The organism is Actinomadura sp. GTD37 (genome assembly GCF_041951365.1).
GTDB lineage: Bacteria > Actinomycetota > Actinomycetes > Streptosporangiales > Streptosporangiaceae > Spirillospora.
Map to the genome: position 1 here is coordinate 264,020 of NZ_JBGNUS010000005.1, position 14,622 is coordinate 278,641.

The window sequence follows — 14,622 nt, forward strand, 5'->3', positions numbered from 1 at the left end:
TTCATTGACACGGCCTGGCCCCCGCCAGTGCGCTTGACAGAGGAAGCGGGCCCTTTGAATTCTTGGCTTCGGCTGGTGATTTCTTAGGGTGACTACCGGGAGCGGGTATGGCTTTCTTGGGTCGGCGGACGGTCTTGCGGAGCCGTAGAGCAACCGGGCTTCTGTTGCTCACGGGATTGCCGGTCGCATTCGGTGCGAATCCCGCTATGGGGGCCGCCGACTCGCGTGTCACGGTCTGCGCGGTGCCGCAGAGCAACCCGCGTGTCGAGAAGACCGTGGAGGTGCCGGAGCGGGTCGTCGGCGGGCTGCTCGCCCGTTCGCCGTCCTACCCCGGGCCCTGTGCCCAGTACGGGCAGAGCGCGTCCCTCGGGAACGGGAGGCTCACCGCGTTCTCGCAGACGAAGGGGAAGACCCCGCTGGTCATCGGGCTCCTCGCCAAGGACAGTACCTACGACGGTCTTCCGTACGAACCGCCCACGAGCGGGATCTGGTGCTACGACAAGGACGGCGACGGCGCCGTCGACCAGCACCGTGAATGCACGGGCGGGCATGAGAGGTCCCTCCGGTTGAACCCGGAGTTCAGGGAGAGGGTCGACTCGCCGTTCACCTACGTCCTGGCCAACTGGAATCCGATGGGGCACATGCCTCCCCACGTATGGGACGTGGCGCACTTCGACGTCCATTTCTACATGAATCCCGAAGCGGAGCGTCTGGCGATCCGCCCCGGGCCGTGCCCGCAGCTCACCAACTGCGACGACTACCGCAAGGGCAAGGTCCTCCCGGCCGCGAAGTACCTGCACCCCGACTACAAGGACACGGACGCCGTCGAGCCGGGAATGGGCAACCACCTGGTCGACACAACCGCCCCCGAATTCCATGGGGCGAAATTCACGTCCTCGTTCATCTACGGTACCTGGAACGGCAGGGTCACCTTCTACGAGCCGATGGTGAACCTCACTCAGTACAACGGGCTGCGCAGCGGCGCCATCGACGACCGCTGCGTTCCGATGAAGCTGCCGCGGGCGTATGAGCGCTCGGGCTGGTACCCCACGCGGTACTGCATGCGACACCGCGACAACCGCGCCGAGACGGTGACATCGATCGAGGGCTTCGTCTACAGGACGGCGAGCTGAGCGACCAGGCGAAGCGGCCCCGTTGGCCGGTGCACGTCTGAGGTCTCGAACTCACGGAGCATGTCGCGGGGTGGGGCGGACGCTGGTCTCGCGGAGGAAGCGGACCGCCGGGGGCGGGTCGAGTTGCACGCCTTCCGGCCGCGACATCGCTCCGGACGCCTGCGCCCGGTTCAGCGCCGCGCGGGCCGCCTGGACGTCGCCGTCGATCTCGTAGATCACGGTGAAGGTCTCGCCGTCGAGGGACTCCAATCGCCGGGCGGCGACGAAGCCCTCCAGCCGCAGGACTTCGGGGATGTGCTTGTTGTCGTACCAGTCGTGGTAGGCGGAGAGCTCCGCGGGGGAAGCGGGACGCGATTCGACGATCAGCACGCCTCGGGGCATGGCGGTTCCTCACGGTCAGCGGGTCGGAGGGCTCTTGTAGACGCGGCCGTTCTTCATGACGAAGCGGACGTCCTGGGTGACGGTGATGTCGTGGAAGGGGTCGCCGGGGACGGCGATGACGTCGGCGAGGCAGCCTTCGCGGAGCCGGCCCAGCTCGTCGTCCAGCCCGACCAGCTCCGCGCCGGTGACGGTCGCCGCCCGCAGCGCCTGCGCCGGGGTCATCCCGCGCGAGACGAGCGCGGCCAGTTCCTTGGCGTTGTCGCCGTGCGGGACGGCCGGGGCATCGGTGCCGCAGGCGATCTTCACGCCCGCGGCGAGGGCCTTGGGGAGCATCGTCTTCGCGCGGGGGAACACCTCGGCCGCCTTCTTGCGGAGTTCCGGTGCGGCGCGTTCGATGTCCATGGCGTCGGTGAGGTACGTCGTCGACACCAGGAAGGTGCCGTGCTCCGCCATCATGCGGAGGGTCTCCTCACCGGCCAGGAACCCGTGCTCGATGCAGTCGATGCCGGCCCGGACGCACGCCCGCACCGCCTGGTCTCCGATCGCGTGCGCGGCCACGCGGACGCCCGCGCGGTGCGCCTCGTCCGCGATGGCCGCCAGCTCCTCGTCGGAGTACTGCTGGGACCCGGGGCCGGTGCTGTGCGACATGACGCCGCCCGACGCCGACACCTTGATCACCTTGGCGCCGTGGCGGAGCTGGTAGCGGACGCAGGCGCGCACCTCCCCCACGCCGTTGGCGATGCCCTCGCCGATGCTCAGGGGCATGATCCCGGGGGCCAGGCGCTGGAACACGGTCGGGTCGAGGTGGCCGCCGTACGGGGTGACCGCGTGGCCCGCCGGGACGATGCGGGGGCCGTCCACCCAGCCCTGGTCGACGGCGCGCCGCACCGCGACGTCCAGGAGGTAGCCGCCCGTCTTGACCATCAGGCCGAGGTTGCGGACGGTCGTGAAGCCGGCCAGCAGCGTGGTGCGCGCGTTGAGGGTCGCCCGGATCGTGCGGTACGCGGGGTCGTCCTGGACGCCGTGCATCGGCAGCGGCAGGCCCGTCGGGGTCTCCGGGCCGCCGATCAGGAGGTTGAGCTCCATGTCCATCAGCCCGGGGAGCAGCGTCATGTCGCCCAGGTCGATCTCGGTCGCGCCGGCGGGGGCCGCGCCGGGACCGACCTGGACGATGCGGTCCCCCGCCACCACGAGCACCGCCGGCGACCGGACCACGCCCGCGTCGACGTCCGCCCAGCGGGCGGCCCGCAGCACGATCGGCGCCGCCGGAGGCTCCCCCGGGGGCGGGAGGGGCCGTCCCCCCGCGGACGACGCGGCCGGGTCGGTCACGGCACGGGCTCGACGATGCAGTCGAAGGTCGACGAGCCGCTGTCGGGGACGCGCGGCTGGCGCCACACCTCCACGGGGAACGACACCTGGATCATCGAGTACAGCAGGTGCAGGAGGTTCAGCGCGTCGTCGGGCAGCGCGTCGAACGCGAGCCCTTCGAGGTAGGCCATCGCCTCCTCGGCGCGGGGCACGACCGCGTCGTAGAACGCCTGCATCTCCTCCGTCGTACTGGCCATCCGGGCGTCGTACCGCTCGCGCTCGGTGGGAAGGCACCATCTCCCGGCGAACGGCTCCAGGTCCGCGAACCGGCTCGGCAGCAGCGGGCTCATTCGCGCGCCCCCTCGTAGTCGTCGACCCAGTCGCCGACGACCTTGTGGAGGTGCCGGCAGAGGATCTCCTGGTCGTTCAGCAGGAAGCGGTCGATGTACCGGGTCTCGAGCATCATCTGGGTGGCTTCGAGGGTGTTGGAGTCCTGGAGCGCGAACTCCTTGAACGTCACCGCGGCCATCTCCTGGGCGATGCGCTCGCGGACGTTGGCGGCCGGCAGGAAGTAGACGTTCCCCTCGAACACGTGCGTGTTGTAGGACGTCGGCCAGTAGTGGTAGGTGAGGTACCAGCCCTGGCTCCAGATGAGGATCACGAAGTTGGGGAACAGCTGGAAGGAGTCCAGGCCCCACGGGTCGCACTTGCCCGGGTTGACGCCGTGCGGCATCTCGCCGAGGTCGTAGTCGTCCCAGGGGCCGAACAGCCCGCTGCGGGTCAGGATCTCCATCGGCTTGACCAGTTCGCTGTCCATCTCCCAGAAGCGGACGCCGGACGTGCTCACCATCCGGTGCGGGTCCTCGATCTGGTAGTGCGGCGCCTCGAAACCGGCCTGCTGGGCGGCCGTGGAGTACTTCTCCGGCGACTGCTTCGCGTGCAGGACGGGCGCGTGGTAGAACTCCGCGAACGCGTCCATGTACAGCTTCCAGTTGGCGTGGATCGTGGTGCTGTACCCGAAGCGCGACGTCTGCCGCTCGAACGGGTAGCCCTCCAGCGCCGTCACCATCGGGCCGAGGAACTCGCGCAGCGTCTGCTCCGGTTCCGGGGCGAAGTTCACGAAGACGAACCCGGCCCAGACGTCGCAGTGCACCGGCGCCAGTCCGTACCGGCTCTTGTCGACGTCGAAGAACTCGCCCTCCTGCTGGATGAACGTCAGCGAGCCGTCGAGGTCGTAGCGCCAGCCGTGGTACTTGCAGGTGAACTGCCGGCAGAAGCCCGCGGTGTCCTGCTTGGGGTCGTCGGTCCAGACGAGCTTGTTGCCGCGGTGGCGGCAGATGTTGTGGAAGGCGCGGACCTGCCCCTCCCGGTCGCGCAGGACGATGATCGACGCGCCCGCGGCGTCGACGCTCTTGGTGAAGTGGCTGCCCTTGCGCGGGAGCTGCTCCACCCGGCCGACGTTGAGCCAGGCGCGCCTGAAGATCGCCTTCTTCTCGCGCTCGTAGAACTCGGGGGTGATCGAGTCCTCGTAGGACACCGGCCCCGTGCCGAGCTCGGGATGGTGCTGGGTCCAGCTTCCTTCAGGCGGTTTGGGGAATCGCGGCATGGCCCTCCTCCTTCGGTGGTGCGGTCACTGGGTGGGCGTTCCGGCGGCGCCGCGGGCGGCGGCGTCCAGGTCGGGCCCGTCCGCGGGCTCCAGCCCGACGCTGTTCAGGATCATGGCGAGGCAGACGTAGCCGCCCGCGACGAAGAGCAGTTCGAGGAGCCCGCGCTCGTCGAAGCGGGCCGACAGGCGCCGCCACACGGCGTCGTCGACCGTGTGGCCGTCCACGAGCTGGTCGGCGGCGAGCAGGAGGTCCCGGTCGGGCTCCGTCCAGACCACGGCGGCGGCGCCCGCGGGGACGGCGGCGAGCTGCTCGGGCATCAGGCCCGCGGCCTCCCCCATGCCGACGTGCTGGGCCCACAGGTACCGGCAGCGCGTCCGCCACCCGACGCGCAGGATCAGCAGTTCGCGGTCGCGGGGGTCGAGGGTCCCTTCGTCGAGGAGCGTGCCGCTGAACGCCAGCCAGGTCGCGCCCACCCGGGGATGCCGCGCGAGCAGCCCGAGGATCGGCGGCGGCGGGGGCGCGTCGGCGGCGCCGGTGAGGTAGCGGTCGGCGCGGGCGATGGCGCCGCGGAACAGGTCGCGCTGCTCGTCGGCCCACTCGGCGACCGGCAGGGGCTCCATCCTGCGCCGCGCGGACGGCGTCACAGGACGGCCCCGCCGTTGACCCCGAGGACCTGCCCGGTGATGAAGCCGGCCTCCTCGGAGGCGAGGAAGGCGGCCGCCGCGGCGATGTCGTCGGGGGTGCCGAGGTGGCCGAGCGGGATGGCCGCGGCCATCCTGTCGTTGGAGGGCAGGTGGCCCTCGGCCTGGGACCGGTGCTGCATCGGCGTCTCGATCCCCGACGGCGGGATGCTGTTGGCGGTGACGCCGTGCGGGGCGTAGGCGCGGGCCAGGGACTTGGTCAGCACGATGACGCCGCCCTTCGCCGCCGCGTAGTGCGCCATTTCCGGCGAGCCCCGCTGGGCGCTGGACGAGGCGATGGTGATGATGCGGCCCCAGTTCGCCGCGACCATGTCGGGCACGGCCGCCTGGCAGCAGTTGAAGGTGCCGGTGAGGTTGACGTCGATGAGGCGGTTCCACCGCTCGGGCGTGATCTGCTCGAAGTGGTCGAAGGCGACGAGCCCGGCGCTGGTCACGAGGATCTCCGTCGGCCCGAGCGCCGACCGGATCGCGGCGAACGCCGCGTCCAGGGCGGGACGGTCGGTGACGTCGGCGGCGAGGCCGAGCGCCTCCGCGCCGTCCGCCCGCAGGGCCTTGGCGACCCGGTCCGCGCCGTCGCCGTCGAGGTCGAGCACGGCGACGCGGTGCCCCCGGCCGGCCAGGTGGCGGCAGGCCGCCTCGCCGATGCCCGACGCTCCGCCCGTGACCACGGCCACCCGAGGCCGGGGTCTCCCGATACGCGACATCGCTGCGTCCTTCCTCGTTCGTGGACGGGTCCGGCGACGGAGGCCACCGGCACCGCCCGGCAGGTTCGAGGCCGCCCTTCCCGCCGAGCCGATCTCGCCCGCGCACGCCGGGCCGTCTCCCGGCCCGCCGCGTTAGTCAAGCGACTAACATCCTTGGTCATATGACTAACACGGGACGCGCGCCGGGGCAAGGGTCGGCGGCCGCCGCCGGTGCCGCCATACTGGGAACGAGAGTCGCGGACGAAGGGGAGGGGACGCGCATGCCGGCACGGCGGAGCCCCGTCGACGAATCGGCCACGCGCACCGTCCTGCTCGACGCCACCGCGGAGCTCATGCTCGAAGAGGGCTACGCCGCCGTCACCACCCGCCGCCTCGCGGCGAAGGCCGGGCTCAACAACGCGCTGGTCTTCTACTACTTCGGCACGATGGACAACCTGTTCGTCGAGCTCTTCCGCCGCGGCGCCGAGCGGAGCCTGGAGCGGCTCCGGCGGGCGCTGCGGTCGCCGCAGCCGCTGTGGGCGCTCTGGGAGCTGACCCACGACTTCTCCGGCAACGCGCTCACCATGGAGTTCATCGCGCTGGCCAACCACCGCAAGGCCATCCGCGCCGAGATCGCCGCGTATTCGCGGAAGTTCCGGACGCTCCAGCTCGAGACGCTCTCGGGCGTGCTGGAGGGCTACGGCGTCGACTCGCGGCGGTGGCCGCCCGCCTCCCTCATCCTGCTGATGGCCGGGATCTCCCGGTTCCTGCACATCGAGGAGGGGTTCGACCTCGACATCGGCCACGCCGAGACCGTCGCGGTCGTCGAGCGCGAGATCCGCGCCCTCGAAGGCGACCGGCGGCCCGACGACCCCGGCGACGGCGCCGCCGCCGGGCCGGGCCCCGGTACCGGCCGCCGGGCGGTGTGATCGCGCGCGCCGGCTGAGGCGCGGTCAACCCGGTCGCGGCCTCGGCTCGGCAAGCCGCCGCAGCGCCGACAGGAACAGTTCGTCCATGCGCGGGCTCAAGTCGGCCAGGGCCGGGGCGGCGGCGTGGCCGACGGAGCCGAAGACGCGTTCGAGCGCATCGGCGGACGCGGTGGTGCCGAGGGAGAGGCAGAGGCAGGCGACCCCGTCGGCGTGGAGCTCGTCGAGGGCCTTGCGGACGTCGGCCTCCGCGTACCGGCCCTCGTAGCCGTCGTCATAGGGGAAACCGTCCGACAGGACGACCAGCAGCCGGTGCGGTGTGCCGGCCTCGGCCCTGAGGATCTCGGCCGCGCCGCGGATGCCCGCCCCGAGCCGCGTGTAACCGGACGGCTGGAGCCGGTTCAGGCGCGCCCGCCTGAGGGCGTCGAAGCGCTGGCCGAACGTCTTCACGGCGGGCAGGTGGACGGCGTGCCTGCCCTGCGACCGGAAGGCGTGGACGGCGACCCGGTCGCCGAGGTCCTCAAGGGTGGCGGCCAGTGTCGCGGCCGCCCGGCGCTGGTGGTCGTGCACGGTGAGGCCGTCCGGATCGGCGTCCCCGGCGGACCCGGAGGCGTCGAGCAGGACGAGGACGCCGAGGTCGCGGGCGAGCTTGCGGCGCTCCAGGTAGACGTGCCCGGGTGGCGAGTGGCCGGAGCGCACGTCCGCGAACAGGTCGATGAGCGCCTCGACGTCCAGGTCGTCGCCGTCGGGACGGCGGCGCAGCGTCTTGGGGCCGAGTCCCACGCGGGACAGCCGCCGCCGCAGCACGTCGTCGCGCGGGACGGCGGCGTCGGCGGTGTCGGCGGCGACGGTCAGCGGGAAGCCGATGACGCGGCACCAGTCCGGCCGGTACCGGTCGTTGTCCACGTCCCACTCCGGATGGAGGGCGCCGCCGGCGCCCATCGCCGCGCCGGGCCTGCCGTCATCGGTGAACCGGATGCGCGTGGGGACGGGCCGGGCATGCCGTCCGGGCCCGCGGCCACGCCGGACGGAGCGGACCTGCGCCTCCGCGCCGGCGGCGCCGTCCCCGGACGTCCGGGACCCGCCGAGCAGCTTCCGGAAGTAGTCCGACAGGGCCTGCGAGGCGAGCAGCGGGGTCTCGAACAGCTTGAGGATCCTGCTCTCCCCGGTCTGCTCCTGGTCGTCGTCGGTTTCGGGCAGGTCGATGGGATCGAATTCGAACCGCAGCTGCTCGTCGGTGGCGCGCGTGCCCGGCCCCGCGGAGCCGGACAGCAGCCGGGAGGGTCTGATGGCGCCGAACCATTCCGGTGGCCCGGCCACCTTCGTCCGGCCTCCGGCCAGTTCGAGTGATTCGGCGGCGGACGCGGTGCCCGGTTCCCCGCCGGGCCTGAGCTCGGCCGCGAGCGGACTGTGCACCGCGAGTCCGGCGAGCGCCCGGCGGCCTTCGAGGGCCAGGTAGCGGCGCGCGACCGAGGGACGCCCCCGCAGCGCCCGCACCCATCGCCGGTCCAGGCTCCCCGCGCCGAGAAGCGCGCTCTGGACCAGCACCTCGCGGCGCTGCCGGTCGGCGGAACCGGCCGCCGAGACGAAGACGACCCGGCCGTCGGTGTGGGCGGCCTCGCCGGCCCCGGCCCGCGCGACCTCCACCGGCCTGCCGGCGACGAAGGCGGCGAGGAGCCGGAACCGGCCGGGGCCGTCCGGATCGGAGGCGGTCACGTCCGCGGCAGGACGGCGTCGGCGAGTTCGCCCAGCGCGCGGACGACGTCCGGATCGTCCGAGAGGACCTGGACGACGGCGGCCTGGACGGCGCCGCGCAGGCTCAGTCCATGGGCGACGAGCGTGCCGGCCAGGGTCAGCATCCGGGTGGACGACACCTCGCCCAGCGGTGAGCCGTCCAGCTTCCGGATGGCGTTGCCGAGCCTGACCAGGGCGCCCGCGGTCTCGAGGTCGATCCCGGCCTCGTGGGAGACGATCTCCGTCTCGATCCCGGGGGGCGGGAAGCCGAGCTCGATGGCGACGAACCGCTGGCGGGTCGACTCCTTGATGTTCTTCAGGACGCTCTGGTAGCCGGGATTGTAGGAGATCACCAGCTGGAATCCGGGCGCCGCCGGCAGCGTCGTGCCGAGCCGGTCGAGGGCGAGCTCGCGGCGGTGGTCGGTGAGCGGATGGATGACCACGACCGTGTCCTGCCGCGCCTCGACCACCTCGTCCAGGTAGCAGAGGGCGCCCTCGCGCACGGCCCGGGTCAAGGGGCCGTCCACCCAGACCGTCTCGCCGCCCTTCAGCAGGAACCGGCCCACCAGATCCGCCGACGTCATGTCCTCGTGGCCCGCGACGGTGATCAGCTCGCGGCCGAGCTCGTGGGCCATGGCCTGCACGAAGCGGGTCTTCCCGCATCCCGTGGGCCCCTTCAGCAGCACCGGCAGGCCGCCGCGGGCGGCGGCGCGGAAGACCTCCGCCTCGGCGCCGACCGCCTTGTAGAACGGCGCCTCCGGCGCGGACCGGACCGCGGTGGCGCGGTCGTCGGCGAGCAACTCACTTCCCCCGCTCGAAGGGCACGGTCTTCGGCAGGTCCTTGCCCGGCGGATGAATGTACTCGCCGTTGGTGTCGACGTAGCCGGAGCGTTTGGTGGGGATCGGCAGCGACGGGTCGGGGCAGGGCCGGTCCGATCCCTCGCCGCAGACGGGCCCGCTGAAGTAGGAGCGCTTCTGGACGTCGGCGGGCCAGGAGTCGGCGTGCAGGGCGATCCACTGCGCGGGGACGTTGTAGAGGAGGAAGAAGGACGCGCTGACCGCGGCGAAGACCGCCAGGAAGCGGGTGAACTGCTGCCTCGCGCCGCCGCGGACGCTGTCCAGGCCGCGCTCGACGACGGTCCGGCCGCGGTCGTCGGTGAAGTAGCGCAGGCAGCACAGGGCCGCCTGGACGCCTCCCCACATGAGCCCTTCGTAGACGGGCCACTGGTAGTAGTGGCCTGCGTTGACCGACAGCGCTTGGATGGCGCCGGGGTAGGCGTACATCCCGGCCGGCAGGATGACGCAGGCCTCCATGATGAAGTCGAAGACGACGGCCATCAGGTAGGTGGCCACGATCAGCCGGAAGTTGCTGATGCCCGGCCGGCGCGCCTTGATCCTGCGCATGGCCCAGCAGCCGCCGATCGTGAGCAGGAGCACGCCGAACGCGTAACCCGGCACGTTCGTCAGGAGGGGTTCCGGCACCTGGTGGCCCGGCTCCTCGGGCGACACCCAGCCGGGAATGTGCGAGGTCCACGAGCCGCGGTTGTACAGCCACGCGTTGTAGGTGCACCACGTGTTGACGTAGTTCAGCAGCGGATCCTGGAAGAACATCAGGCCCATGGACGCCGCGAGCATGCCGTCCAGGGTGATGCGCCGCTCGCGCACCCACGGCTTGATGATGAAGAACCACAGGCAGAACGGCACCAGCACCCACATGAGGACCGCGTTGGCGGTCAGCAGGACCTTCATGTACGTCGGCGGATCACTCGGCCCGGTGGGCACCCGCTCGAAGTACGGCCCGGTGACCCACCGGATCCACACGTAGAGCTGGAGGACGAGGACCGCGCCGCCGACGACCGCCCAGACGCGGACGGGCCTGGCGTCGGGCCGGCTCTCGGAGCCGAGTGAAGCCGTCGCCCCGAGGGGCTCGGTGACCACGGGGGCGTTCGTTTTGTCCGGCTGTCCGCTCACGACACTGTCTCCTTGGGGATGGTCGGCTGGACGAGGGCAGGGGTGAACATCGGGGGCGTCGGTTCCGGGCGTCCGGGGCCCTTACCGGATCGGCTCGTCTCCGAAGACCGTCGTGCGGAGCAGCTCGCGCGGCGAGTCGGACGGGTACGGTGCGGCGCGGTGGACGACTCCGGTGTTGTCCCAGATGACGGTGTCCCCGACGGACCACCGGTGGCGGTAGACGCGGTCGGGCGCGGTCGTCCGGCCGAGCAGGTCGCGCAGCAGCGCCCGCCCTTCGTCCGCGTCCATCCCGACGATGTGGTCGGCGTGGACGCCGACGACCAGGGATCTGCGGCCGGTGCGGCGCGTCCACACCAGCGGGTGGGTGGACGTCGGGCGCTTCCGCCACCGCCGGAGCAGTTCGGGGCCCGGGTCGGGGGTGACGCTGCGCTGGGACGCCTCCAGCGAGTGCACGACGCGCAGGGCGCCGAACCGCTCCCTCTCCTCGCCGCCGAGCATCTCGTAGGCGGCGTAGGTGCTGGCGAACTCCGTCTCGCCGCCGCTGGCGGCCACCTGCTTGGCGCTGAGGACGGTGGCCCTCTGCGGCGGCTCCCCGTGCAGCGGCGTGCAGCCGTCCATGTGCCACTCGAAGGTGGCCTTCAGGTAGTCGGCCGACGAGTTCTTCGACTTGTCGAGGGTCACGCGGTAGATCCCGGGGACGTCGTGGTGCCCGGGCTCGTAGTCGATGTCGCCGAGCCGCCGGGCGAAGGCGACCTGGTCCTCCGGGCCGAGGTGGAGGCCGCGCAGGACCAGGACGCCGTACCGCTCCAGCGCGTCCAGGATGGCCCCGGCCGCGGCGTCGTCCCGCGCGAGCCGCTCGGCGCTGAGACCGCCGATCTCCGCGCCGACGGTGGCCGTCAGGGGTGCGCAGGTGATCCTCGTCGTCACGGCGCGGGCTCCAGGTAGCGGTCGAAGTAGGCGGTGCCCGAGTCGATGACCTTGGGCTGGTGCCAGACTTCGACCGGCAGCGACACCATGATCAGCGAGTAGACGAGGTAGAGCAGGTTCAGCTCCCGCTCGGGCAGATCGCGCAGCGGGAACTCGTCCAGGTGCGCCATGGCGTCGCGGACGCGGGGGTACATCGCGTCGTAGAACAGCTGCATCTCCGCGATGGTGCTGTCCAGCCGCTCGGCGTACCGGGCCGCTTCGGTGGGGATGCACCATTTGGCCGCGAACGGCTCGCAGTCGGCGAAGTCCTCGGGGAGCATCGCGGCGCTCACGCGGGGACCTCCTTCCCGTCGCGCAGGTAGGACCGCACCCAGTCGTCGACGACCTTGTGCAGATGGCGGACCGTGACCTCCTGGTCGCACAGGGGGTAGGCGTCGATCACGCGCGATTCCAGGCCCATCTGGGTCCCGTCGAGGGTGCCCGCGTCCTGGAGTCCGGCCTCCTTGGAGACCACGGCGGTGACCTCGTGCCGGATCCGCTCGCTCGCGTTCCGCGCCGGCGGGAAGTAGAACGACATCTCCCACGTGTGCGTGCCGTGGGACGTCGGCCAGTACTGGTAGGTGAGGTACCAGCCCCGCTCGTAGACCAGGATCACGAAGTTGGGGAAGATCTGGAAGTTCGAGATCGACCACGGGTCGAGCCCGCCCGGGTTGAGCCCGGCGGGCAGGGCGGCCGGGTCCAGCTCGGGGATGTCCGGACGCTCCCACGGGCCCATGAGCCCGGCTTCGGTGACGTGCTCGATCGGGTACATCTGCTCGACCGGCGTCATGTGCCGGGGCACGCCCTTCCAGCCGCCGGTGCTCATCAGCCGGTGCGGCCCGTCCATCTGGAAGTGCGGGACCTTGAACCCCGTCTGGAGGTTCCGCAGCGCCGGCACCTGCTGCTGCGAGTGCAGGATCGGCGCGTGGTAGTACTCCTGGAACGCGTCCAGGAAGATCTTCCAGTTGCTGAGGAGGTCGGCCTTGAACGCGTACCGCTCGGTGACGAGGTGGAACGGATAGCCCTCCAGCCCCCGCACCATCGGCCCGAGGAACTCCAGCAGCGACTGGGCGGGCTCGTCGGACAGGTTGACGAAGACGAACCCCTCCCAGACCTCGCAGTGCACCGACACGAGCGGGAAGTCGGCCTTGTCGAAGTCGAAGTACTCCTCCTCCTGGAGGACGAACTTCAGCGAGCCGTCCAGGCCGTACCGCCAGCCGTGGTACTTGCACATGAACTCGCGGCACGAGCCGCGCGTCTCGTCCCTGGGCGTCTCCCCCCACAGCAGCTTGTTGCCGCGGTGGCGGCACACGTTGTGGAACGCGCGGACCCGGTCGTCCAGGCCCCGCGTGATGATGAGCGACGTCTTGGCGACGGGGAGGTCCTTGGTGTAGAAGCTCCCCTTCCGGGGCAGCTGCTCGATCCGGCCGACGTTCAGCCACGCCCGCCGGAAGATCGCCTCGCGTTCGAGCTCGTAGAACTCCGGCGAGATCGAGTCCTCGTACGACACCAGCCCGGTGCCCAGTTCCGCCTGCCGCACGGTCCAGCTCTCCGCCGGCGCTTGGCCCGAACGCGCCATGGCGCACCCTCCCGGTTGATATCCCGTCCGATGAGTCCTGGCCGAGATGTTCATCGACTGACTAACATGACTTGGATAACACGCGGCGGCGGTCACGGCAAGGCCTCGCGGCCCCCGGAGGGCGCGGCGCACGCCGGTCTCGCGGCCGGGTTCCTTCGGCAAGGGAGCGTCCATGAAGGAGTGGAAGGACCTGTTCATCGGCGGTGCATGGGTCGCCCCGAGCACCGGCCGGCGCCTCGACGTGATCTCTCCGCACGACGAGGAGCCGGTCGGCGGCGCGCCCGCGGCGGGCGCCGCGGACATCGACCGCGCCGTCGCCGCGGCACGGCGGGCGTTCGACGAAGGGCCGTGGCCGCGGCTGGACCCGGCCGAGCGGATCGGGGCGGTCCGCCGGCTCGCCGGGCTCTACGGCGAGCACCGCGACGAGATGGCCGGGCTCATCAGCGCCGAACTGGGCGCCCCGATCTCCTTCGCCCGGCGGGCGCAGGTCGCCCTGCCCTGGTCGATGATCAACGCGCTCGCCGGCGTCGCCGGCGACTACCCGTGGCAGGAGAACCGGCCCGGCGTGTACGGGCCGGACATCATCCTGCGGAGGGAGCCCGTGGGCGTCGTCGCCGCGGTGATCCCCTGGAACATGCCGCAGTTCCTGACGGTGGCCAAACTCGTCCCGGCGCTGCTCGCCGGCTGCGCGGTCGTGCTCAAACCGGCCCCGGAGGCGCCGCTGGACGCCCTGCTCCTCGCCGAGCTGATCGAGCGGGCCGGGCTGCCGCCCGGCGTCGTGAGCGTCGTCCCCGCCGGCCGCGGCGAGAGCGCGCACCTCGTCGCCCACCCCGGCGTCGACAAGGTCTCCTTCACCGGCTCGACCGCGGCCGGCCGGCAGGTGGCGGCGGCGTGCGCCGCCAACCTCACCAGGGTCGGCCTCGAACTCGGCGGGAAGTCGGCGGCCATCGCGCTGGACGACGCCGACCCGGCGGCCGTCGCGACGGCCGTCCGCCACTCCGGCATGGGCATGGCCGGGCAGATCTGCAACGCCCTCACCCGCGTGCTCGTCCCGGCGCACCGCCTCGGCGAGCACGCCGACGCGCTCGCCGGGACGCTCTCGGCCATCAGGGTCGGAGACCCGGCCGACCCTGAGACCGAGATGGGACCGCTCGTCACCGAGCGCCAGCGGCTCCGGGTCCGGCGGTACATCGACATCGGCGTCCGCGAGGGCGCCCGGCTCGTCACCGGCGGCGCCGGCGCGCCCGAGGGCCTCGATCGCGGCTGGTACGTGCGGCCCACCGTGTTCAGTGGCGTCGACCCCGCGATGACGATCGCCCGCGAGGAGATCTTCGGGCCCGTGGTCGCGGTCGTCCCCTACCGCGACGAGGAGGAGGCCGTCCGGATCGCGAACGACACCGAGTACGGCCTCGCGGGCGCGGTGTTCACCGCCGACACCGGGCGCGGGCTCGACGTGGCCGCCCGCGTCCGCACCGGAACCTTCGGCGTCAACCAGGGTTACACGATGGACCCGGCGGCGCCCTTCGGCGGCGTCAAGGCCAGCGGCCACGGCCGCGAACTCGGCCGCGAGGGACTCGACGCCTACGTCGAGACCAAGTCGATCTCAGTCGCGGTCACCTGACGCTCCATCACG

General features: G+C 71.8%; 15 protein-coding genes. 3 read left to right on the plus strand and 12 right to left on the minus strand.

Going from position 1 to position 14,622, the window contains the following annotated elements; translation table 11 throughout:
• Nucleotides 1-242 precede the first annotated feature (242 nt).
• Nucleotides 243-1,133: a hypothetical protein gene (locus tag ACA511_RS25830; RefSeq protein WP_375027187.1), complete on the plus strand. Its 891-nt coding sequence runs from the start codon at nucleotides 243-245 to the stop codon at nucleotides 1,131-1,133.
• A gap of 51 nt (nucleotides 1,134-1,184) precedes the next feature.
• On the opposite strand, the gene ACA511_RS25835 is transcribed toward ACA511_RS25830, so the two are convergent.
• From ACA511_RS25835 to ACA511_RS25860, 6 genes are read right to left on the minus strand one after another with little or no spacing between them, the layout of a single operon-like run.
• Nucleotides 1,185-1,514, minus strand: coding sequence for a hypothetical protein (locus ACA511_RS25835; RefSeq protein ID WP_375027188.1), 330 nt, complete (start codon nucleotides 1,512-1,514; stop codon nucleotides 1,185-1,187).
• A 15-nt stretch (nucleotides 1,515-1,529) separates the two neighbouring features.
• Nucleotides 1,530-2,843, minus strand: a complete 1,314-nt coding sequence (locus ACA511_RS25840) for an amidohydrolase family protein (RefSeq protein ID WP_375027189.1) — start codon at nucleotides 2,841-2,843, stop codon at nucleotides 1,530-1,532.
• The gene (locus tag ACA511_RS25845; RefSeq protein ID WP_375027190.1) at nucleotides 2,840-3,172 is read right to left on the minus strand and encodes a hypothetical protein; all 333 of its coding nucleotides are present in this window, start codon (nucleotides 3,170-3,172) and stop codon (nucleotides 2,840-2,842) included. Before ACA511_RS25845 ends, ACA511_RS25840 begins: the two co-directional genes overlap by 4 nt.
• The gene (locus tag ACA511_RS25850) at nucleotides 3,169-4,428 is read right to left on the minus strand and encodes an aromatic ring-hydroxylating dioxygenase subunit alpha (RefSeq protein WP_375027191.1); all 1,260 of its coding nucleotides are present in this window, start codon (nucleotides 4,426-4,428) and stop codon (nucleotides 3,169-3,171) included. The genes ACA511_RS25845 and ACA511_RS25850 overlap by 4 nt, the downstream gene beginning before the upstream one ends.
• 24 nt (nucleotides 4,429-4,452) lie before the next feature.
• Entirely contained in the window at nucleotides 4,453-5,049 is a 597-nt protein-coding gene (locus ACA511_RS25855) for a carboxymuconolactone decarboxylase family protein (RefSeq protein WP_375027192.1), read from the minus strand.
• A gap of 20 nt (nucleotides 5,050-5,069) precedes the next feature.
• Nucleotides 5,070-5,804 (minus strand): SDR family NAD(P)-dependent oxidoreductase, encoded by a 735-nt coding sequence (locus tag ACA511_RS25860; protein ID WP_375027193.1) that lies wholly within the window; start codon nucleotides 5,802-5,804, stop codon nucleotides 5,070-5,072.
• Between the two features lie 290 nt (nucleotides 5,805-6,094).
• Between ACA511_RS25860 and ACA511_RS25865 the strand changes: the two genes are divergently transcribed.
• Nucleotides 6,095-6,742 carry a TetR/AcrR family transcriptional regulator gene (locus ACA511_RS25865; protein ID WP_375027194.1) on the plus strand — a complete coding sequence of 216 codons (648 nt, stop codon included), beginning with the start codon at nucleotides 6,095-6,097 and terminating at the stop codon, nucleotides 6,740-6,742.
• A 24-nt stretch (nucleotides 6,743-6,766) separates the two neighbouring features.
• Here the strand turns inward: ACA511_RS25865 and ACA511_RS25870 are convergent, their stop codons facing one another.
• The 6 genes from ACA511_RS25870 to ACA511_RS25895 form a co-directional block, all read right to left on the minus strand.
• A complete protein-coding gene (locus tag ACA511_RS25870; protein WP_375027195.1) occupies nucleotides 6,767-8,455 on the minus strand; it encodes a nitric oxide reductase activation protein NorD in 1,689 nt (562 codons plus the stop codon).
• A complete protein-coding gene (locus tag ACA511_RS25875) occupies nucleotides 8,452-9,273 on the minus strand; it encodes a CbbQ/NirQ/NorQ/GpvN family protein (protein ID WP_375027196.1) in 822 nt (273 codons plus the stop codon). The genes ACA511_RS25870 and ACA511_RS25875 overlap by 4 nt, the downstream gene beginning before the upstream one ends.
• A 1-nt stretch (nucleotide 9,274) precedes the next feature.
• Entirely contained in the window at nucleotides 9,275-10,444 is a 1,170-nt protein-coding gene (locus ACA511_RS25880; protein ID WP_375027197.1) for a spirocyclase AveC family protein, read from the minus strand.
• 81 nt (nucleotides 10,445-10,525) lie between these two features.
• Nucleotides 10,526-11,371 carry a TauD/TfdA dioxygenase family protein gene (locus tag ACA511_RS25885; protein WP_375027198.1) on the minus strand — a complete coding sequence of 282 codons (846 nt, stop codon included), beginning with the start codon at nucleotides 11,369-11,371 and terminating at the stop codon, nucleotides 10,526-10,528.
• On the minus strand, nucleotides 11,368-11,703 hold the full coding sequence (locus ACA511_RS25890; protein ID WP_375027199.1) for a hypothetical protein: 336 nt from the start codon (nucleotides 11,701-11,703) through the stop codon (nucleotides 11,368-11,370). The genes ACA511_RS25885 and ACA511_RS25890 overlap by 4 nt, the downstream gene beginning before the upstream one ends.
• Entirely contained in the window at nucleotides 11,700-12,989 is a 1,290-nt protein-coding gene (locus tag ACA511_RS25895; protein ID WP_375027200.1) for an aromatic ring-hydroxylating dioxygenase subunit alpha, read from the minus strand. The genes ACA511_RS25890 and ACA511_RS25895 overlap by 4 nt, the downstream gene beginning before the upstream one ends.
• A 172-nt stretch (nucleotides 12,990-13,161) precedes the next feature.
• On the opposite strand from ACA511_RS25895, the gene ACA511_RS25900 reads away from it, so the two are divergent.
• A complete protein-coding gene (locus tag ACA511_RS25900; protein WP_375027201.1) occupies nucleotides 13,162-14,610 on the plus strand; it encodes an aldehyde dehydrogenase in 1,449 nt (482 codons plus the stop codon).
• Nucleotides 14,611-14,622 lie beyond the last annotated feature (12 nt).

What these genes read in the sequence shown, in the direction of transcription:
- ACA511_RS25865 (WP_375027194.1), top strand. Translation starts at nt 6,095, where the DNA reads ATGCCGGCACGGCGGAGCCCCGTCGACGAATCGGCCACGCGCACCGTC.
- ACA511_RS25895 (WP_375027200.1), bottom strand. Translation starts at nt 12,989, where the DNA reads ATGGCGCGTTCGGGCCAAGCGCCGGCGGAGAGCTGGACCGTGCGGCAG.
- ACA511_RS25855 (WP_375027192.1), bottom strand. Translation starts at nt 5,049, where the DNA reads ATGGAGCCCCTGCCGGTCGCCGAGTGGGCCGACGAGCAGCGCGACCTG.
- ACA511_RS25845 (WP_375027190.1), bottom strand. Translation starts at nt 3,172, where the DNA reads ATGAGCCCGCTGCTGCCGAGCCGGTTCGCGGACCTGGAGCCGTTCGCC.
- ACA511_RS25900 (WP_375027201.1), top strand. Translation starts at nt 13,162, where the DNA reads ATGAAGGAGTGGAAGGACCTGTTCATCGGCGGTGCATGGGTCGCCCCG.
- ACA511_RS25835 (WP_375027188.1), bottom strand. Translation starts at nt 1,514, where the DNA reads ATGCCCCGAGGCGTGCTGATCGTCGAATCGCGTCCCGCTTCCCCCGCG.
- ACA511_RS25850 (WP_375027191.1), bottom strand. Translation starts at nt 4,428, where the DNA reads ATGCCGCGATTCCCCAAACCGCCTGAAGGAAGCTGGACCCAGCACCAT.